Raw genomic sequence first — 19,628 nt, forward strand, 5'->3', positions numbered from 1 at the left:
AGCTCTCTCGGACCCACCCCAGCCCCGGGGCGGCCCCAGCGGCCCACCTGCCACCGCAGCGGACGAGGAGTAGGGCCATGAAGAGACGGCAGTTCTGGGCGCTGGTCGCACCCAGCGTCGTGGTGATGTTCGGGTTCATGCTGGTGCCGCTCTACCAGACCCTGCGGTGGAGCTTCGAGAGCGTCAACTACGGCGAGGCCGGCACCTTCATCGGGCTGACGAACTACCGGGCGGCGCTCGGCGACGCGAGGCTCGGCCGTGCGGTGCTGTTCACCGTCGGCCTGACGGTGGTCGCGTCGGCGTTCTGCATCGTGTTCGGCTACGTCCTGGCCGCCCTGGTGAACAAGCTCGGCCGGGCTCGGCCCCTGGTGCTGGGCATCCTGCTCATCTCCTACGTCTCGCCGCAGGTGGTGGGCGCCGTGGCCTTCTCCTGGCTGTTCGACTCCAACTTCGGCGGGATCGTCGACTACCTCCTGAACGCGGTCAGCGGCGGCGCCTTCGGCAACCCGCTGTGGTTCACCTCCACCTGGCCCAACCGTCTGATCATCGTGGCCAACGTCGTGTGGTTCATGCTGCCGTTCGCCATGCTGATGATCCTGGCCGGGCTCCAGGGCGTCTCCGAGGAGACGCTCGAGGCGGCGGAGATCGACGGGGCCTCGCCCCTCCAGCGGCACCTCTACGTGATCATCCCCAGCATCCGCGGCGTGCTCGGCTTCGTGGTCCTGATCCTGACCATGGACGTCATCCGCGTGTTCGACTCGCTCATCCCCCTCGCGCCGCAGTCGCTGACCAACGGCAACGAGTCGCTGATGGTCTACATCTACCGAGTGGCGTTCAGCGAGGCCTCGCGGAACCTGGGTCTGGGCAGCGCGATCAGCGTGCTCACCATCATCCTGATCCTGATCCTGCTCTTCCCCTCCATCCGCAACATCGTGAAGGAGGCCCGGGCGTGACCCTCGACATCCCCGCCGCCAGCACCCGCTCGTCCCAGGCACCCGTCGACCTCGCTCCCGAGGCCGGCCGTGGCCGTCCCGCGTCGCGGCGGTCCCGGCGGGCGGGCGTGGTCACCGCCGTCGTGCTGACCATCGTCTGCCTGCTGATGGTGTTCCCGTTCCTGTGGGCGGCCCTGTCCAGCATCAAGCCGACGGACGTGGCCTTCGCCAACCCGCCCGTGTTCCGCTTCGCGCCGACCTTCCAGCCCTACGTCGACCTCTGGCAGACCACCGACTTCTACCTCTACCTGGTCAACACCCTGGTCGTCGCGGTGATCAGCACGATCGTCGCCCTGATCGTCGGTCTGCCCTGCGCGTACGCGCTGTCGCGCTACACCGGGATCTCCTCGGTCGTGCTGCTCGTGCTGGCACTGGTCTTCCGCGCTCTGCCCCGGTTCGCGGTCGTGCTGCCGATGTACGACATCTCCCAGAGCCTGGGGATCTACGACACCACGTACGCCCTGGCCGGCGCCCTCATCGTCATCAACCAGCCGTTCACCATCTGGCTGCTGCGGAACTTCTTCGCCGAGATCCCCCCGGAGCTGGACGAGGCGGCGATGGTCGACGGGTGCACCCGGTTCGGGGTGCTGCGTCGCATCATGATCCCGCTCATGGGACCGGGGATCCTCACCGCCGGCATCTTCGTCTTCCTGTTCGCCTTCCAGGAGTACCTGACAGCGGCTGTGCTCACCGACACGTCGTCGAAGACCGTGCCGGTGTTCATCGCCACCCAGCTCGGGCAGAACCTGCCGCTGCTCCAGCAGGCCTCGGCCGCCACGGTGCTTCTGACCCTGCCCGTGATCGGCATCGCCCTCATCGCGCAGAAGTACCTCGTCGCCGGTCTCGCCTCAGGGGCCGTCAAGGGGTGACCCTCGTCCTCCTGCCGGGCTCTGGCTGCACGGCCTCGCTGTGGGCGGCCCTCACGCTGGACGTGGAGACGGTGACGCCGGTGCTGCAGGAGCCGACGCTGGACGGCGAGGTCGACCGGCTGCTCGCGGTGCTGCCCGACCGGTTCGCGCTCGCGGGGCTCTCGCTCGGCGCGATCGTGGCGATGGCGCTGGTGCGGCGCGCTCCGGAACGGGTCACACGGCTCTGCCTGATGTCGACCAACCCGTACGCCCCGACGCCCGGGCAGCACGAAGCCTGGGCCGCCCAGCGGGAGGTGCTGCGCACCGACGGTGCCCGGACACTGCAGGCGTCTCTGCTCCCGGTGCTCCGCTCGCCGGGGCGCACCGACCTGGACGAGGCGGTGCTGGCCATGGCCGACGAGCTCGGCGCCGAGACGTACGCCGCGCAGTGCCGCCTGCAGGACACCCGCGTCGACGAACGCCCCGGTCTCGCGCAGGTCCGCGTCCCGACCCTGGTCGTCGCCGCCCGCGACGACCGGCTCTGCGGCGTCGAGCGGCACGAGGAGATCGCGTCCCTGGTCCCCGGCGCGGAGCTCGTGGTCCTCGAGGACTGCGCCCACCTGTCCCCGCTCGAGCGCCCCGACGAGCTCTCCGCCCACCTGAACCGCTGGCTCGCGCCTGGCCGGTAGGAGCCGGCGTCAGACCGGGCGGAAGAGGTCGGCCTGGAAGCGGTACGCGTCGCCGCGGTAGCGGGTGGCCCCGACGAGGACGGGGCGGCCGGCGTCGGTGTAGCCCACCTCCTCGCCCACGAGCACCGGCCAGCCGGCGGTGACGCCGAGCTGGGCGGCGAGGTAGGTGTCGGCGACCTCGGCCCGGACGGAGTAGACGGAACGGTGCACGCGGACGTCGCAGCGGGTCTCGAGCTCCTCGTAGAGCGAGCGGTCCTCCAGGTCGGCGTCCTGCAACGGCGCGGCCAGGTCGAGCGGCATCACGGTCTCGTCCAGGCAGATCGTGGTGCGTTCCATGCCGCGCAGCCGGACGAGGTCCAGGACGTCGGCGCCCGGCGGGATCCGCAGCTGGTCGGCCTCGGGGAGCGTGGCCGTCCGGACCCGGCGCCGCAGCACGTGCGCCGTCGGCCGGAGCCCGCGCGCGCGGGCCATCTCGGTGAACGTCTGCAGCACGCTCGGCGGCTCGCCCACCACCTCGGGCGCGACGAACCAGCCGCTGCCCACGACGCTCTCGACGAGGTGCTCGTCGGCGAGCCGGTTGAGCGCGTTGCGCAGGGTCTCGCGCGACACCCCGTACTGGGCGGCGAGCGTGCGCTCGGCGGGCAGCCGCGCGCCCGGTCCGTACACGCCGCGCTGCAGCGCGTCGGTCAGCTGCCGGTACGTCTGCTCGGAGGCGAAGGAGGCCCGCATCGGGTCAATGTAGCGATCGAGACAGACCGGAACTACCCCTTGCCCTCGATTGGTCTAATCGGTATGTTCTGTCCTGCGACTGGTCTTGATGCCGGGCGTGCGTGTGCTGGTTCCAACGAGGGAGTCATCCGTGTCATCTCCAAGAGTCGCCCGCCTGGTCGCGGCACTCGCCCTGCCCCTGACCCTGGTCGCCGCCGCGTGCGCCCCCCAGGCCGCGAACTCGGGCGGCGGCAACGTGCAGCCGTCGGCGGTCTCGTCCGACGTCGCCTCCGCGGGTCCGGTCACGCTCAGGTTCCTCGACTTCGAGGAGGGGCCCGACGCCGCGTACATCAAGAAGGCGATCGCGGGCTTCGAGCAGCAGTACCCGAACGTCAAGATCGAGCGGACCGAGCAGAGCTTCGACCAGGTGATGTCGACGCTCAACCTGCGGCTCGCCGACCCGAACGGCCCCGACGTCGCCACGATCAACAACGGCTGGCAGTCGATGGGCACGCTCTCCAAGGCCGGCCTGATCCTCAACCTCGACAAGTACGCCGAGCTCTACGGCTGGCGCGACCAGCTGTCGCCGACGATGCTGCGCCAGCTCGAGTTCACCCCGGACGGCAAGAAGATGGGGGAGGGCTCGCTCTACGGCACCCCCGGCGCGCGCCTGACCACGGTCGGCCTCTACTACAACAAGAAGCTGCTCACCGACGCCGGCGTGGCCGTCCCCACCACGTACGCGGAGTTCGAGACGGCGCTGGCGGCGGTCAAGGCCAAGGGCGAGACGCCGATCGCGCTCGGCACGCAGGAGAAGACGTACGCGACCAACCCGCTCTTCGCGCTGCAGTCGCTGCTGGGTTCGCCGAAGGCGATCAACGACTTCGTCTACGGCTCCGGTGGCACGACGCTCGAGCAGACCGGGCTGGGCACGGCCGCCGCCAAGCTCGCCGAGTGGCAGAAGGACGGCTACCTCAACCCCGGCTACAACGGCCTGGACTTCGACGGCGGCAAGAAGGTCTTCACCGACGGCAAGGCCGCCTTCCACTTCGACTACTCCGGCGCCCTGGTGGGCACCGGGGCCGACTCGACGAAGTTCGGTCGCGTGCAGCTGCCGCAGCCGGACGGCGGGGCGCAGACCAGCGTCGGCGCCGCGTCCGCGGTGTTCGGGATCTCGGCCAAGACCAAGAACCCCGACGCCGCCGCAGCCTTCCTGAACTACCTCGGCAGCCAGGAGATGAACGACCTCTCGGTGCAGAACGGCTACCTGCCGATCCGTCCCTCCACGGCCCAGGTCGAACCCGGCACGACGTTCGCCGACGAGGTCGCCGGCGCGGCCACGGTGACCAAGGACGACGGCTTCCTGCCCTTCTTCGACTGGTCCAGCCCGGAGATGCTCGACGTCATCGGCGGCCAGGTGCAGCTGATCCTCGCCGGCCGCTCGACGCCGGAGACCCTGGTCACCGACGGGCAGAAGAGCTACGACGACGCCGCCGCGAAGCGCGGGTGAGCACGGGCACCACGGGTCTCACGACGCCGCCCCGGCTCGGTCGGGGCGGCGCGGGGACCCTCGTCGAGGGTGACGCCCCTACCGGCAGCGCGCGCCGGCGCAACCCTAACCGGCGGATGCGCTGGGCCGGGCTGCTCTACCTCGCGCCCGCGCTGGCCATGTACACGTGGGTCGTCCTCGTCCCGCTGGTCCAGTCGGCGAACTACTCGCTCTACTCCTGGGACGGCGTCTCGACCCCGACCTGGGTCGGGCTGGGCAACTACGGCGACTTCTTCACCGACCCGGACCTGCGGGCCGCGCTCGGCCACGTCGGGGTGCTGATCTGCTTCTTCTCGTTCCTGCCGATCGCGCTCGGCATGCTGACCGCGGCGATCATCTCCCGGCGGAACCTCCGCGGCGCGGCCCTGTTCCGCTCGCTGCTGTTCCTGCCGCAGGTCGTCACCACCGTCGTGACCGCCGTGGTCTGGAAGTTCCTCTACACCCCCGACGGCCCGATCAACACGCTGCTGCGGGCGCTCGGGCTCGGCGCCCTGGCGCAGAACTGGCTCGGCGACGTCACCTGGGCGCTCCCCGCGCTCGGCGTCATCGGGACCTGGGTGACCTTCGGCTTCTGCATGATCCTCTTCGTCTCCGGCGCCCAGTCGATCCCGCAGGAGCTGTACGAGGCGGCGCGCATGGACGGGGCCGGCCCGGTCGCGGAGTTCTTCGCCGTCACCCTGCCCGGCCTGCGCCCGCAGCTCGCGGTCGCGCTGACCCTGACCATCACGGCCGCCCTGCGCACGTTCGACCTCGTCTACGTCGCCACCCAGGGCGGACCGGGGTCGTCGACCACCACGCCGGCGCTGCTGCTCTACCGCAAGGCGTTCCAGAACCCCGACGTCGGCGCCGCCGCGGCCATCGCCGTCGTGCTGGCCATCGCCTGCCTCCTGGTCGCGATCCTCATCCAGCGCGTCACGGAGCGTGAGTCGTGACGCGCAAGTCGGAGACGGTGCTCAACTACTTCGTCCTGCTGCTGTTCACGGCCGTGGTGATGCTGCCGATCCTCTGGACGCTGCTCGCGGCGCTCAGCCCGAACATGGACGGCAGCGCGTCGACCGACCTGCAGTGGTCCAACTTCGCCTCGGCCTGGACGCGCGGCTCGCTCGGCCAGGCGCTGCTGGCCAGCACGGTGATCACCGTCGGCGCCGTCATCCTGCAGGTGCTGCTGGCGCTTGGCTCCGGCTACGCGTTCGGCGTGCTCGACGTCGTCGGCGGGCGGGTGCTCTTCCCGGTGATCCTGCTCGGGCTGATGCTCTCCACCGAGGCGCTGATCATCCCGCTGTACTTCCAGTTCCGCGAGATCGGCCTGATCAACTCCTGGCTCGGGCTGATCGTCATCCACGTCGGGATGGGGGTGCCCTTCGGGGCCTTCTGGATGCGGGCGACGTTCCGGGCGATCCCCGGCTCGCTCGTCGAGTCGGCCCGGATCGACGGCGCCGGCACCTGGCGCGTGCTCTGGGGGATCCTCGTCCCGGTCTCGCGCCCGGCGATCCTCACCCTGGTCCTGCTCAACGCCATGTGGACCTGGAACGACTACTTCGTCGCCCTGATCATGATCTCCGACCCGACGAAGCAGCCGGTCACGCTCGCCCTGGGTGCGTTCCAGGGGCGCTTCACCACCGAGTTCAACACCATGGCCGCTGCCGCGGTGATCATCTGCCTGCCGATCCTGGTGCTCTACGCCTTCTTCCAGCGCCAGTTCATCCACGGCGTCCTGAGCGGGGCGATCAAGGAATGACCCGCCACGCGCTCACCACCCCGACCCCCGAGGAGCAGCCATGACCGTGGAGCCCGAAGTCTTCGACACCCCCGACGAGCTCGGCGGCCGCGTCGCGCGGATGATCGCCGACGGGCTGGTCGCCGCCCGCGAGGCAGGACGGCCGTACGTGCTCGGCTGCCCGGGCGGGCGCAGCGCCGCCCCCGCGTACGCCGCGCTGGCCGACCTGGTCCACATGGAGCGGCTCGACCTCGACCACCTCGTCGTCGTGATGATGGACGACTACCTGGTCAGCGGGCCCGACGGCACCCTCGTCCACGAGCTCCCGCAGGCGCCGCACTCCTGCATCCGCTTCGGCCGCGAGGAGATCGTGCGCCCGCTCGACGACGCGGCCGGAGCGGGGCGCGGCGTCAGGCCCGAGAACCTCTGGTTCCCGGACCCGGCCGACCCGGCGGCGTACGACGACCGGATCCGCGACGTCGGCGGCATCGACCTGTTCCTGCTGGCCTCCGGCTCGAGCGACGGTCACATCGCCTTCAACCCGGCCGGGGCCGCGCGCGACAGCCGTACGCGGGTGGTCGAGCTGCCCGACAGCACGCGCCGGGACAACCTGGCCACGTTCCCGTCCTTCGGCGGCGACCTGTCCCGCGTCCCGCGCCACGGGGTGACCGTGGGCATCGACACGATCGCCGCCAGCTCGCGGTCCGTCGCGATGCTCGTGCACGGCCGGGAGAAGGGCCGGGCCGCGGCCCACCTGCTCGCCGCCGACACGTACGACCCGTCCTGGCCGGCGACCGTCTTCGCCGACTGCGTCGACCCGCACCTGTTCCTGGACTCCGAGGCGTTCGCCGCCGCGGAGCCTGTCCCCGCCCGCTAGCCCTCCCGCTCTCGACGCCCGCACCAGCAAAGGAACCTCGCACCCATGGCCCAGATCAAGCTCGCCTACCTCGGCGGCGGCTCCTCCCGCGCCGCCGGCACCATGGCCTCGTTCATCGCCCACGCCGACGAGTTCCAGGGCTCGGAGGTCGTGCTCATCGACCAGCGCGCCGACGAGCTCGAGATCGTCCGCACGCTGGCCGAGAAGACGGCCCGTGACGCCGGCATGGACCTCACCGTCACCGCGACGACGAACCGCCGTGACGGGCTCGAGGGCGTCGACGCCGTGCTCACCAGCTTTCGCCCCGGCGACTTCGCCATGCGGCAGCAGGACGAGCTCATCCCCATGCGGCACGGCGTCATCGGCCAGGAGACGCAGGGCCCGGGCGGCTTCATGATGTCGTTGCGCTCGGTGCAGGTCTTCCAGGGCCTGATCGCCGACCTCGAGGACGTCTCGCCGGGGGCGCGGATCTTCAACTACACCAACCCGGTGAACATCGTCTCCCAGGCGGTCGAGGACCACACGGACACGCCCATCTACTCGATGTGCGAGGGGCCGATGATCTTCTGGCCGTCGATCCTGAAGACCGCGGGCCTCGACCCCGAGCGGGCCGAGGTGATCATGGCCGGGGTCAACCACAACTGCTGGTCGACCACGCACCTGTACGACGGCGAGGACATCATGCCGCTGCTCGAGCAGGGCTGGGAGAAGGTCCGCGACGACCACACGGTCGACATCTGGGACCGCCGGATGCTGCACCTGGCCGTGGCCATGCAGTCCATCCCGGCCGACTACTTCAAGTACTACTACTTCGGCCAGGAGCACTTCCGCGAGGCGCAGGCCTCGCGCCTCACCCGCGCGGGCGTCATCCTGTCCCACGTGGACGACTACTGGGCGCACTACCGCGAGCAGGCGGCGAGCGAGCACCCCAAGCTCGACCCGGCCCGTTCGCGGGGCGGCATCCACGAGCTCGAGCTCGCCATCGACGTGATGAGCGCCTACTACAACGACAAGTCCGCGCGGCTCCCCGTCAACCTGCTCAACACCGGCGGCGCGCTGCCCGGCTTCGACGAGGACACCGTGGTGGAGATGTGGTGCGACGTCGACGGGACCGGCGCCCACCCGATCCCCCAGAAGCCGCTGCCGCACGCCGTCCGGGGCATCACGCAGGAGCTGGCCGAGTACCAGCGCCTCGCCGCCGTCGCCGCGTGGGACGGCAGCCGGGCCGACGCCGTCCGCGCCCTCGTCGCCCACCCGTTCGTCCCGACGCTCGCCGTCGCGGAGGAGCTCTACGACGACCTCGCTCACGCGAACGCCGCCTACCTGCCCGAGCGCCTCCTGCGGTGAGCTCGTACTACCTGGGCCTCGACGCCGGCAACTCCAAGACCGTCGCCCTCGTGGCCGACGAGACCGGCGTCGTGCTCGGTCGCGGGCGCGGGGCGTCGGGGGACATCTATTCCGCCCCCGACGCGGAGGGCGAGGTCGAACGGGCCGTCCGTACGGCGCTCGCCGACGCCGGCCTCGAGCCGGGCGAGGTCCACCACGCCGCGTTCCGGCTGGCCGGCGTGGACTGGCCCGAGGACGAGGAGCACTGGTCCACGGTCCTGGCCCACCGGCTGCCGGAGCTGGGGAGCGTCAGCATCAAGAACGACGGGTTCTCGCTGCTGCGCTGCGGCAGCCCGGACGGGGTCGGCGTCGCGATCAACGCCGGCACCGGCCCGGCCGTCGCCGCCCGCGGCACGGACGGGAGCGAGTTCTGCCTCTGCTGGTGGATCTCGCACCCGCTCGGCGGGCGGTCGCTGGGGGAGTCGGCGTTCCGCGCCGTCGTGGACGCCGAGCTCGGTTCCGGCCGGCCGACCCTGCTGACCGACGAGCTGCTGACCCTCTACGGCTACGACGACGTCGCGTCGATGCTGCACAACTTCACCCGGCGCCACCCGGTCCGCCCGGTGCCGGACGAGCGGGTCGCCGCCCGGTCGGTGCTGCGCGCCGCCGGTGCGGGTGACGCGGTCGCGTGGGGGATCGTCGCCGGTCAGGCGGCGGCGTTCGCCCAGCTCGCGGCCGTGGCGGCCCGGCGTACGGGTCTGGGTGGCGGAGCGCCGGTGCCGTGCGTCCTCGGGGGTTCCATCCTGACCTCCGAGCACCCGGCCTACCGCGAGGCGCTGGTCGAGGCGTTCGCCGCCGAGCTGGGCCCGGTCGACGTCGTGGCCAGCGCTGCGACCCCGGTGGCCGGGGCCCTGCTCGACGCCCTCGCCGAGGGCGGCGCGGCCCTGGACCAGCAGATCCACGACGAGGTCCTGCGGGCCGACCACCCGGCCGAGTTCCTGCTGACGTGAGCGGACGTTCGCCTGCTGTCGACCTGGACAGACTGTTCGCTCAGCCATCATTCACGTAGGCTGACGGTCTCCGGGCGGGCAGAGATGCTGGCTAGGGGTGAGTCGGTCGGCGCCGACCGGGGCAGGGGGGCTGCACGTTTCCCGGCCGGCGCCGACTGATCGTCTTCACCGCGGGAGGACCTGTGACGACACCGGCTCCGAGCCGACCCCGGCAGAGCTACCGGCACGAGGCGTTCCTCTGGCGCGGTCGAGCGGAGTACGTCTCCCACCTCGTGCCGTTCGTCCTCGAGGGCCTCGACGCCGGCGAGACGGTCCTGATCGGCGTCACGCCGGAGCACGCGCGATGGATCGGCGACGAGCTCGGGTCGAGAGCCACCGAGGTCCAGCTCGTCGACCTGAGCCAGCTCGCCCGCAACCCCGCCCGCGTCATCCCAGCCCTGCTGGAGCTCCTCGACGCGTACTGCGCACCGGGCCTTCCCGCCCGAGGCATCGGCGAACCGGACTGGCCCGGCCGCGGTCCGGAGGAGGTCCGGGAGGCTCAGCTCACCGAGGCCCTGCTCAACCTGGCCGTCGACCCGGACCTGCCGTTCTGGCTCGTGTGCCCGTACGACGTCGAGCACGTCGACCCGGCGTTGCTGGACGACGCGGGTCGGAGCCACCCGGTCCTGGCGACCACCACCTCGTACGTGGGCAGCGGGACCTACCGCGGCCGGGACCACGCCCGCGCCCTCTTCGGTGCCGAGCTGGCCGATCTGGGTGAGCCCGGGTTCGACCTCCGGGTGACCAGCCGGGCCCTGGACCTCGCGGCGGAGCAGGTCACGCTCCGCGCCACCGCCGGCGACCTGTACTCCGACCAGGTCCTCCTCCTGAACGACGTCGTCCGCGGCCTGGTCGCCGAGAGCGTCCGCCGGGCCGAAGGCGAGGCGCGACTGCGCTGGTGGGACGCGCCGGACGAGGTGGTCTGCGAGGTCTCCGACCGCAGCGTCGTGGACGACCTCCTCATCGGTCGGCGGCCCCCGGTCGGCCCTCGCCACGACCCGGTCTGGCTCGCCCACCAGGTCTGCGACCTCGTCGAGGTCCGGTCCAACGACCTCGGTACGACCGTGCGCCTCCACCTGTCGGCCCAGCCACGGGGGACCGCGGGCTGATCCCGTCGGGGTGGGGCTCGGCCTAGCGTGGTGGCCACCGACGAAGGAGCACCACGATGGCCGTGAACGTCCAGCAGATCACCCCCGCGCACGACGGCACCACCGACGTGTACGTCGAGATCGGCTCGCACTTCGAGGTCGAGGAGGGTGCGCTCGTCGTCCTCGACGCGGTCGACGGCTCCCGTGTGGCCCTCTTCGCCCCCGGCACCTGGCTCTCGGCGCAGGTCGAGGACTGACCGGCTGCGCTCCCTGAGCCTGTCGAAGCCCCGCTGTCAGCGGATCGTGTAGCCCCCGTCGACCACGAGGTCGGCTCCGTTGATCATGTCCGAAGCCCCGCTGGCCAGGAACAACGCCGCCCCGGCGACCTCGCGCGGCAGCGCGAACCGGCCGACTGGGATCTCCCGCTTCGCCGCCTCGCCCTTCTCCCCGGCCCAGGCCTTGCGGCCGAGGTCGGTGAGCACGACGGTGGGGGAGATGCAGTTCGCGGTGACGCCGCGGCCGGCCCACTCCGTCGCGAGCACCTTGGTCAGCCCGACCACGCCAGCCTTCGAGGCGCAGTACGCCGCGTGCTCGACCAGGCCGACGCTCGCGGCCTGCGACGCCAAGTTGATGATCTTGCCGCGGCCGGCGGCCAGCATGTGCCGCCCGACGGCCTGGCTCATGAAGAACGTGCCGCTCAGGTTGACCGCCATGGTGCGGTTCCAGGCGTCGAGGCTCAGCTCCTCGGCCGGGGCCAGCGCGGCGATGCCGGCGCTGTTGATCAGGACGTCCACGTGCCCGACGGCCGTGACGGCCCGTTGGACGGCGGCGTCGACCGATGTCGGGTCGGAGACGTCGCACCCGATGCCGAGGGCACCGCGGCCGATCTCCGTCGCGCGCAGCTCGGTGGCGTTCTCGTCGAGGTCGACGACGACGATCTGCGCCCCCGCGTCGGCGAAGACGTCGGCGATCGCCGCCCCGATGCCGGAGACGGCACCGGTGATGAGCGCGACCCGTCCGTCGAGGCGGAAGGTCAGGTCGACCTCGGGCTCAGCGTCGGTGCTGGAGGTGGTGATGGGGACTCCTCGTCGGGCTGGGATGGGGTCGGTCGGAACGTAGCACCGCCCGGACCTACCGGTCGCGCTGGTGTCGCTCCGTCTTCGACCACTGGTCAGTCCGCGGTGCTCGTGACCCTTCCAACCCCACCGGAGTGACCACTGGTCAGTCCAGCCGCGCGGTCCTGAGCTCCGCCAGGTGCGCCATCACGGTCGCCGTGAGGTTGTAGACGACCAGCTGGGCACCGTCGGCGAACGACTTCTCCGCCGCGGCGAGGCTGTTCACGATGTCCATGCGCAGCTTGTCCTGGTCGGCCAGCACCTGGTGCACGTGCCGGACCTGGTCCGGGTGCGGCGGGTCGTCGGCAGTGGTCGAGGCGGCCAGGTCGGCGACGCCCACCATGATCCCGTCGAGCCCCTCGGTCGCGGCGATGGCCTCGGCCTCGCGCACCCCGGCGGGCGACTCGATCATGCCGAACACCAGCGTCTCCACGCGCATCCGCTCCTGGTGCGCGCGCGGGTCGACGAGCCCGAAGCGGCCAGCCCGCCCGTACGTCGCGAAGCCGCGGTGCCCGAGCGGCGGGTAGTGCGCGGAGTCGACGAGCGCGACGGCCTGCTCGGGGGTGTCGACGTGCGGGGCGACGACGCCGACCGCGCCTGCGTCAATGGCGCGCAGGACGAGCGCCGGCTCGGCCGAACCCACCCGGACCAGCACCGGCACGCCGTAGAGCTCGGCGGCGGCGATGTGGCGGCGCAGCTCGACGACGTCGGCCGGTCCGTGCTCGCCGTCGACCAGCACGAAGTCGAAGCCCGCCACCGCGACCATCTCGACGAGCTCCTCGCCGGGCATGCGCAGCAGGACGCCGAGCGCCCGCTCACCCGCGGCCAGCCGCGCCTTGAGGCTCACGCGATCATCCCCGCGGACAGGTCGACGTCGGCCCCGGTCATCCCGGTCATGCCCAGCATCGCGACGACGGCCGCGCCCACCTCGTCCTCGGTGATCATCCGGTTGAGCGCGCTCCGCGACACGTACGCGTCCTGCGCCTGCTCGTACGACGTCCCCGTGCGCTCGGCCTCGAGCCGGAAGTTGCGGTCCATGCGCTCACCCTGCACCGGTCCGGGGGAGAGGCTGTTGACCCGGACGCCCGACGCGCCGACCTCGAAGGCCAGCGTCGACGTCAGCCCGATGACCGCCATCTTCGACGCCGCGTACGGGGTCCGTCGCGTCAGCGGCCGCTTGCCCGTCACCGAGGCCAGGTTGATCACGTCGCCGCTGCCGCGCTCGACCATGCCCGGCAGGAACGCCCGGCACAGCAGGAACACCCCGCGCACGTTCACGTCGAACACCTCGTCCCACGCGTCGACGGCGATCTCGATCAAGGGGGCGACCGGTCCGCCGATGCCCGCGTTGTTGATCAGGATCGACACCTCGACGTCGGACAGCGCGTCCGCGAGCGCGTCAACCGAGGCCGGGTCGGCCACGTCGCACACGCGCCAGGACGCCCGTTCGCCCAGCTCCTCGCACAGCGCCGCGAGCGGCTCAGCTCGACGTCCGGCGAGGACGACCGTCGCCCCGCCGGCGTGCAGCGCCCGAGCGATCGCCGCCCCGAGTCCCGTCCCACCGCCGGTGACGAGCGCCGTCCGCCCACTGAGGTCAGCCACTACGCCCCCTGAGCTTGTCGAAGGGCCTCGAAGAGGTTGGCGTGAAGGCGAGTCACGCCTGCCCAGCAGCCTCGAGCGGGCTCTGGTAGCGCGCCTTGGCCTCGTCGATCCAGGGGTAGGAGTCGCCGAGGTACTGCGCGGCCCGGACGTCCCCGGAACGGGCGTGCCCCTCGAACAGCTCGACCCGCGCCGCGCGGCCGCAGACCCGGCCGAGCTCGCCGCTCGTCTCGGTGTTGCGCACCTCCTGGTAAGTGACGGTGCGCAGGTACTTCCCGACCCAGAGGCCGCCGGTGTAGCGGGCGGCGCCGAGCGTCGGCAGCACGTGGTTGGTGCCGATGACCTTGTCGCCGTAGGAGACGCAGGTGTTCTCGCCCAGGAACAGCGCCCCGTAGTTCCGCATCTTGTCGAGCGCCTCGCGCGGGTCGGCCGTGAGGATCTGCACGTGCTCGAAGGCGTAGCTGTCGGCCAGCGCGTACGCCTCGTCGAGGTCGTCGACGACGGTCACCTGGCCGAAGTCGCGCCACGCCGGTCCGGCGTAGTCGGCGGTCGGCATGCCCGGCAGGATCGCCTCGATGTGGGCCATCGTCTCGCGGCCCACGCGCTCGCTCGTCGTGATGAGCACCGCGGGCGACTCGGGGCCGTGCTCGGCCTGGGACAGCAGGTCGACGGCGACGAGGAACGGGTCCGCGTGCTCGTCGGCCACGACCAGGATCTCGGTCGGTCCAGCGAAAAGGTCGATGCCGACCTCGCCGTAGAGCTGGCGCTTGGCCTCGGCGACGTACGCGTTGCCCGGGCCGGCGATGAGGTCGACCTTGCTCATGGTCTCGGTGCCGACGGCCATCGCCGCGACGGCCTGCACGCCGCCGAGGATCCAGATCTCGTCCGCGCCGGCCAGGTGCATCGCCGCGACCGTGGCCGCGGGGATCTCGCCGCGGATGGGCGGGGTGCACGCGACGACGCGGGGGACCCCGGCGGTCTTCGCGGTCACGATGGTCATGTGGGCCGAGGCGGTCAGCGGGTACTTGCCGCCCGGCACGTACGCGCCGACCGACTGCACCGGCACGTGCTTGTGCCCCAGGAACACGCCCGGCAGCGTCTCGACCTCGACGTCGGCCATGGACGCGAGCTGCACCTCGGCGAAGCCGCGCACCTGCGCCTGCACGAAGACGATGTCGGTGATCACCTGCGGGTCGAGCCCGGCGATGATCTCCTGCACGCGCTCGTCGCTCAGCCGAAAGCTCTCGGGGCTCCATCTGTCGAAGGTCTCCGAGTACGTGCGGACGGCCGCATCCCCGGTCGAGCGGATGTCGCCGATGATCGCCAGGACGCGCTCACGCACCTCGTCCTGGGCTACGTCGGCGAACGACTTCGTCCGGGCGGACTTCAACGAGGTGGGCAACGCATCTCCTAGAGCGAGCGGGGGTGCTACATACGTATGCTGCGAGTTAACCCGATCGCTCCCGCAGGGTCAAGGCGCGGCCGTTAGGCTTCGGTTCCTGTGCGGCGGAATCGTCAGCGGCACCCGGGGCGAAAGAGGGCAGAGGTGGTCACGAGCCACGACGTCGCGCGCCTCGCCGGGGTCAGCCAGCCGACGGTGTCCCGCGCGCTGCGCGACAGCCCCAAGGTCTCCGAGCTCACCCGTCTCCGGGTACGCGAGGCGGCGACCGCGCTGGGCTACGTCCCCAGCGACACCGGCCGCGCGCTCTCGGTCGGGCGGACCCACCGCGTGGGCCTCCTGGTCACCGACCTGGCCAACCAGTTCTACACGCACACGATCGCCCCGATGCACCACGCGCTGGAGTCGCTCGGCTACCAGCTCGTGCTGCACACCGAGGCCTCCGACACCGGCCGCGTCGCCGACCGGCTGCTGTCCAACTCCCTCGACGGCGTCCTGCTCGCCACCACCGCGACCGACTCGTTGCTCCCCGTCCGCTTGCGCGATCGCGGCATGCCGTTCGTCTACTTCAACCGCCGCGCCAGCGCCGTCGAGGCCGACTCGGTCGAGGTCGAGGCCCGCAGCGGCATGCGCGAGCTGACCGAGCGCATCCTCGCGCTCGGCCACCGCCGCGTCGGCGCTGTGCTCGGGCCCGCCAACGCGAGCACGGCGTCCAACCGCGAGCTGATCCTGCGCTCGACGCTGGCGACGGCGGGCGTCACCGTCCCCGACGAGCTCGCCTTCCGCGGCGGCTTCGACTTCGCGACCGGGTACGCCGGTGCCCACCGCCTGCTGGAGCAGGACGACCCGCCGACCGTGATCGTCTGCGCGAACGACGTCGTCGCGTACGGGGCCCTCAACGCCGCACGTGAGCTGGGCCGTGAGGTCCCGGGGGACGTGTCGATCACGGGTTTCGACAACCTCCCCGAGGCCAGCTGGCCGCTGCTGCAGCTGACGACCGTCGCCTTCGACCTCGAGGCCATGGCCCGCCGCGCCGCGAGTCTCATGGTCGACCGCCTCACCTTCGGCCCCGGCGAGCCCTACCGCCACGAGTGGTTTCCGAGCCACCTCGTCGAACGTTCCACCCTCGGCCCGCCCTCGCGCTGACGCCTCGCGCGTCGAGCGAGCACGCCGAACGCTCCCCGAGCGCAAGAACGCTCCCTGAGCCTGTCGAAGGGCCTCGAAGAAGTAGGCGTCCTTCCGCACCTCGCGCCTACCCGGATGCACGTAACCCAGAACACGCGCCGCAAGCCTCGACTCTCGTCGATGCATACGCATACACTGCTGCGAAAGCCGCAAGCCACGAGAGGACTTCTCATGCCGTTGGACGCGATCGCGTACAAGCCGTACGCAGATCCGGACGACTTCATCCGCGAGGTGACCGACCTGATCTGGGTCAACCGCGCGATCGGCCACATCTACGAGAACTACGAGCCCGACGCCATCGTGCACGGCTCGTACGGCACCTCGGTCGGCGTGGAGGAGGTGGTGCAGGGGAGCCTGATGCGCATCTCGGCCACCCCGGACCGTGTAGGCCAGGCCGAGGACGTGGTGTGGGAGGAGCGCGGCGACGACGCGTTCCTGAGCTCGCACCTCGTGCTCTCCGTCGACCCGAGCAGCGACTTCATCAGCCGCACGGTCGCCAACTGCCTCTACCGCCGCGGTCGCATGGTCGAGGAGTGGGTCGTCCGCGACTTCCTCGCGATCTGCCTGCAGCTCGGGCAGGACCCCGACGAGGTCGCCCGGATGAAGCCGTTCATCGGCTACTCCGGCAGCATGCTGACCCCGCCGCCGGAGAACGTCCTCGCCGTCGGTGACTCGGGCGAACGTCCCGACGACTACCGCTCCGAGGCCCAGATGGTGCTCGAGTTCATCGAGCGGGTCTGGAACGGGCGCGACCTCAACGCGGTCGAGCAGTACTGGGTGCGCGACCTGACGCTGCACACCATCGGCTACCGCACGATCACGCGCCCCGAGGGCTACCGGCGCTCGCTGCTCAAGATGCTCCGGCCGTTCCCGGGCGGGCGCTTCGAGGTGCGCGACGTGCAGACGAACTACGCGGTCAAGTACGCCGGCCTCCGCGTCGCGGTCACCTGGGTCTACAAGGGCACCTACGACGGCACGGCCGACTTCGGCCCGCTCACCGGCTCACCGGTCGAGATCCTCGGCGTCTCGCAGTTCCTCGTGCAGGACGGCCGCCTGGTCCGCGAGGTGCGGGTCTACGACGAGATCGCCGTCCGCAGCCAGATCCACGGCCGTCGCGGCGACGTCGAGTTCGCCGGCACCAACATCTACTGACCGCTCGTTCTGCCGCACCACCTCCGAAAGGAACCACCCATGACCGACGTGGTCGTCCCCTCCACCGAGCTGACCCGACGGACCATCCGGCGCACCGACTGGGTCGCCGAGAACGCCGCCTTCATCGACTGCCGCACCCCCGGCTCGGACCGTAAGTCCAACTACGCCTTCATCGGCCCGGGCGTCTCGCAGAACGCCAAGCAGTTCATCAACCTCTCCGAGCCGCACGGGTACAACGTCGGCGCCGCGGGGATGCCGAACGGCGTCAACAACAACCTGCACCTGCACTTCACCGCCGAGGTGTTCATCAACTTCGGCGGCACGTTCCGCGTGCGGTGGGGTGTCGACGGCAAGGCGGGGGAGTACGTCAGCCACGACGGCGACATCATCTCGGTGCCTGCGTGGATCTTCCGCGGCTTCACCAACGAGGGTCCCGACGAGGGCCTGCTGCTGACCGTGCTCGGCCAGGACGTCACCGGCGGCATCATCTGGGGTCCGTCGGTGCTCAAGGAGGCCGAGTCGTACGGCCTGCACCTCACGGCCGACAACCGGCTGATCGACACCGTCGCCGGTGACGAGCTGCCGTCCGACGTGCCGCTGATCAAGCCGATCAAGCAGGAGTACATCGACGAGCTGACGCCGTTCAGCGTCGAGGAGATGCGCGGCCGTGTAACGGCTGCGTCGGACCGCCGGTACAGCTCGCGTGGTCTGCTGTCGCAGGCGGTGCCGGGCGGTCGCGGCCAGCTCGCGCTGGTCATCGGCTACGGGATGAGCGAGGACCGCCGTCAGGTCCCGCGCCTGCACGAGCCGCACAGCTTCAACATGGCGTGGCTCAAGGCGACCCCCGGCGAGGGGATGCTGCGGCATCGCCACGGGGCCACCTCGACGCTGATCGTGAAGTCGGGCACCTGGCGCGTGACTCTGAACGAGGGCGACGCGCAGGAGTCGGTCGACCTCGGCCCGCAGGACATGCTGTCGGTGCTGCCGGGGTCGTGGCGGAGCATCGAGCTGCTGGAGGCCGGGGAGGACGCGGCCGAGGAGGGCACGGGCGAGCTGCTCGTCGTCACCGCCGGCGACGGCCGCGTACGCCTCGAGTGGGCCCCCGAGGTCGTCGAGGCCGCCTTCGACGCCGGCTGGATGCTCGACCCGAACGGCTACGTCGCCCCCGTCGCCGTCCTGGTGACAGCAACCGAGGACGACTGAGCTCGAGAAGCAGGAACGCGCGGGGAACACGACCTGAACAAGGTCGCAGGGCGGTGGGCACGGGCGATGCAGCGTGAACTGAGAGGCTGACTTCGTGCCCACCACTCGCGTCGCCGTCTGCCAGTACGCGATCGACATCGACGACCCCGCCGGGACGCTCAAGCGGCTGCGCGCCTCGGTCGCGGAGGCGGCCGAGGCGGAGCCGCAGGTGATCGTCCTGCCCGAGCTCTGCACGAGCGGCTACGTCTTCCACGACATCGCGGAGGCTCAATCACGCGCGGAGCCCGTCGACGGACCTACGGTGCAGCTCTTCCGCGAGCTGTCGTTCAAGCACCACGCGATCGTCGTCGGTGGCTTCTGCGAACGTTCCGACGGCGACCGCCCGTTCAACTCCGCTGCCGTCGTCGAGAACGGCGAGGTCCTCGTCGTCTACCGCAAGACCCACCTCTGGGGGACCGAGAAGCTGATCTTCACCGCCGGTGACGAGCCCGCTCCCGTGGTGAACACGAGCGTCGGGAAGATCGCGGTGATGATCTGCTACGACGCCGAGTTCCCCGAGATGGTGGGCAGCGTCGCCCGCCGCGGCGCCCAGCTCGTCCTCGCCCCGTCGAACTGGCCGGCGCTGAAGCTACCTCCTCCGCCCGGCGAGCGGGCCCCTGAAGTTGTGAAGGCCCAGGCCTTCGCCGCGGTAAACCGCGTCTTCACCGTCGTCGCCGACCGCATTGGCTCCGAGCGCGGCGTCGATTGGATTGGCGGTAGCGTTATCTGCAACGTCTGGGGTTATCCGATGGCGGGTCCAGCGAATGGCGATGCCCTGGTGCTGTGGGCCGATCTTGATTTAAATCAAGCCTTTACGAAGGCAGTCGGTGTCCAGAACAACTCCTTCGAAGACCGTCGTCCTGAACTGTACTAAGACTTGCTTGCTCTACGAGTTTTGCGATCCTGGTCGCAGTGCTTACCTGACTGTGCGGTATCTGGAAGCGTTGTTCGACATAGTAATGATCCTAGAGAAGCATACGAGCACCAAAGGTGTCGATATAGGGACGGATGGACACGGTTAGCGTGGCGGATCGGCAAATGATCTGGTCGTACTTGTGCAGATGGTGGGAAGCTCGGCTTTGAGACGTGGGCT

The 19,628-nt window shown here is 70.7% G+C and carries 20 protein-coding genes; 15 read left to right on the top strand and 5 right to left on the bottom strand.

Translation table 11 applies throughout. The annotated features are described in order from the left end of the window. The first annotated feature begins 77 nt into the window (after positions 1-77). From FHX39_RS03265 to FHX39_RS03275, 3 genes are read left to right on the top strand one after another with little or no spacing between them, the layout of a single operon-like run. Positions 78-953 carry a carbohydrate ABC transporter permease gene (locus FHX39_RS03265; RefSeq protein ID WP_183336772.1) on the top strand — a complete coding sequence of 292 codons (876 nt, stop codon included), beginning with the start codon at positions 78-80 and terminating at the stop codon, positions 951-953. Continuing rightward, a complete protein-coding gene (locus FHX39_RS03270; RefSeq protein ID WP_183336773.1) occupies positions 950-1,861 on the top strand; it encodes a carbohydrate ABC transporter permease in 912 nt (303 codons plus the stop codon). Before FHX39_RS03265 ends, FHX39_RS03270 begins: the two co-directional genes overlap by 4 nt. Further along, on the top strand, positions 1,858-2,529 hold the full coding sequence (locus FHX39_RS03275; protein ID WP_183336774.1) for an alpha/beta fold hydrolase: 672 nt from the start codon (positions 1,858-1,860) through the stop codon (positions 2,527-2,529). Before FHX39_RS03270 ends, FHX39_RS03275 begins: the two co-directional genes overlap by 4 nt. 9 nt (positions 2,530-2,538) lie before the next feature. Here FHX39_RS03275 and FHX39_RS03280 read toward each other — a convergent pair whose 3' ends face one another. Next, on the bottom strand, positions 2,539-3,258 hold the full coding sequence (locus tag FHX39_RS03280; RefSeq protein WP_183336775.1) for a GntR family transcriptional regulator: 720 nt from the start codon (positions 3,256-3,258) through the stop codon (positions 2,539-2,541). 130 nt (positions 3,259-3,388) lie between these two features. Here FHX39_RS03280 and FHX39_RS03285 point away from each other — a divergent pair, with 130 nt between their 5' ends. From FHX39_RS03285 to FHX39_RS03320, 8 genes are all read left to right on the top strand, one after another. Beyond that, a complete protein-coding gene (locus tag FHX39_RS03285) occupies positions 3,389-4,747 on the top strand; it encodes an ABC transporter substrate-binding protein (RefSeq protein WP_183336776.1) in 1,359 nt (452 codons plus the stop codon). Then, positions 4,744-5,718 (top strand): carbohydrate ABC transporter permease, encoded by a 975-nt coding sequence (locus FHX39_RS03290; RefSeq protein ID WP_332836646.1) that lies wholly within the window; start codon positions 4,744-4,746, stop codon positions 5,716-5,718. Before FHX39_RS03285 ends, FHX39_RS03290 begins: the two co-directional genes overlap by 4 nt. Further along, positions 5,715-6,524, top strand: a complete 810-nt coding sequence (locus tag FHX39_RS20910) for a carbohydrate ABC transporter permease (protein WP_183336777.1) — start codon at positions 5,715-5,717, stop codon at positions 6,522-6,524. Before FHX39_RS03290 ends, FHX39_RS20910 begins: the two co-directional genes overlap by 4 nt. A 40-nt stretch (positions 6,525-6,564) precedes the next feature. After that, on the top strand, positions 6,565-7,380 hold the full coding sequence (locus FHX39_RS03300; protein ID WP_183336778.1) for a 6-phosphogluconolactonase: 816 nt from the start codon (positions 6,565-6,567) through the stop codon (positions 7,378-7,380). Between the two features lie 45 nt (positions 7,381-7,425). Beyond that, a complete protein-coding gene (locus tag FHX39_RS03305) occupies positions 7,426-8,727 on the top strand; it encodes a family 4 glycosyl hydrolase (protein ID WP_183336779.1) in 1,302 nt (433 codons plus the stop codon). Then, positions 8,724-9,716, top strand: a complete 993-nt coding sequence (locus FHX39_RS03310) for a BadF/BadG/BcrA/BcrD ATPase family protein (protein WP_183336780.1) — start codon at positions 8,724-8,726, stop codon at positions 9,714-9,716. Before FHX39_RS03305 ends, FHX39_RS03310 begins: the two co-directional genes overlap by 4 nt. A 182-nt stretch (positions 9,717-9,898) precedes the next feature. After that, positions 9,899-10,864: an anti-sigma factor RsbA family regulatory protein gene (locus FHX39_RS03315; RefSeq protein WP_183336781.1), complete on the top strand. Its 966-nt coding sequence runs from the start codon at positions 9,899-9,901 to the stop codon at positions 10,862-10,864. Positions 10,865-10,920: 56 nt separating this feature from the next. Continuing rightward, complete coding sequence (locus FHX39_RS03320) at positions 10,921-11,100, top strand: hypothetical protein (protein ID WP_183336782.1); 180 nt, start codon at positions 10,921-10,923, stop codon at positions 11,098-11,100. 36 nt (positions 11,101-11,136) lie between these two features. Here FHX39_RS03320 and FHX39_RS03325 read toward each other — a convergent pair whose 3' ends face one another. From FHX39_RS03325 to hisD, 4 genes are read right to left on the bottom strand one after another with little or no spacing between them, the layout of a single operon-like run. Next, positions 11,137-12,018 (bottom strand): GolD/DthD family dehydrogenase, encoded by an 882-nt coding sequence (locus FHX39_RS03325; RefSeq protein WP_332836929.1) that lies wholly within the window; start codon positions 12,016-12,018, stop codon positions 11,137-11,139. A 46-nt stretch (positions 12,019-12,064) separates the two neighbouring features. Then, positions 12,065-12,805 (bottom strand): HpcH/HpaI aldolase family protein, encoded by a 741-nt coding sequence (locus FHX39_RS03330; protein WP_198423243.1) that lies wholly within the window; start codon positions 12,803-12,805, stop codon positions 12,065-12,067. After that, positions 12,802-13,560, bottom strand: a complete 759-nt coding sequence (locus FHX39_RS03335) for an SDR family NAD(P)-dependent oxidoreductase (protein WP_183336783.1) — start codon at positions 13,558-13,560, stop codon at positions 12,802-12,804. Before FHX39_RS03335 ends, FHX39_RS03330 begins: the two co-directional genes overlap by 4 nt. Before the next feature lie 52 nt (positions 13,561-13,612). After that, positions 13,613-14,959 carry a histidinol dehydrogenase gene (gene hisD, locus FHX39_RS03340; RefSeq protein WP_183336784.1) on the bottom strand — a complete coding sequence of 449 codons (1,347 nt, stop codon included), beginning with the start codon at positions 14,957-14,959 and terminating at the stop codon, positions 13,613-13,615. 144 nt (positions 14,960-15,103) lie between these two features. Between hisD and FHX39_RS03345 the strand changes: the two genes are divergently transcribed. The 4 genes from FHX39_RS03345 to FHX39_RS03360 all read left to right on the top strand — a co-directional run bounded on the left by FHX39_RS03345 (position 15,104) and on the right by FHX39_RS03360 (position 19,409). Continuing rightward, entirely contained in the window at positions 15,104-16,102 is a 999-nt protein-coding gene (locus FHX39_RS03345) for a LacI family DNA-binding transcriptional regulator (RefSeq protein ID WP_183336785.1), read from the top strand. A 210-nt stretch (positions 16,103-16,312) separates the two neighbouring features. Continuing rightward, complete coding sequence (locus tag FHX39_RS03350) at positions 16,313-17,293, top strand: nuclear transport factor 2 family protein (RefSeq protein ID WP_183336786.1); 981 nt, start codon at positions 16,313-16,315, stop codon at positions 17,291-17,293. A 39-nt stretch (positions 17,294-17,332) separates the two neighbouring features. Next, positions 17,333-18,496: a cupin domain-containing protein gene (locus FHX39_RS03355; RefSeq protein WP_183336787.1), complete on the top strand. Its 1,164-nt coding sequence runs from the start codon at positions 17,333-17,335 to the stop codon at positions 18,494-18,496. Between the two features lie 94 nt (positions 18,497-18,590). Continuing rightward, positions 18,591-19,409: a nitrilase-related carbon-nitrogen hydrolase gene (locus tag FHX39_RS03360; protein ID WP_183336788.1), complete on the top strand. Its 819-nt coding sequence runs from the start codon at positions 18,591-18,593 to the stop codon at positions 19,407-19,409. Positions 19,410-19,628: the final 219 nt, after the last annotated feature.

It is taken from the genome of Microlunatus antarcticus, assembly GCF_014193425.1.
In the GTDB taxonomy this organism is placed as follows: domain Bacteria; phylum Actinomycetota; class Actinomycetes; order Propionibacteriales; family Propionibacteriaceae; genus Microlunatus; species Microlunatus antarcticus.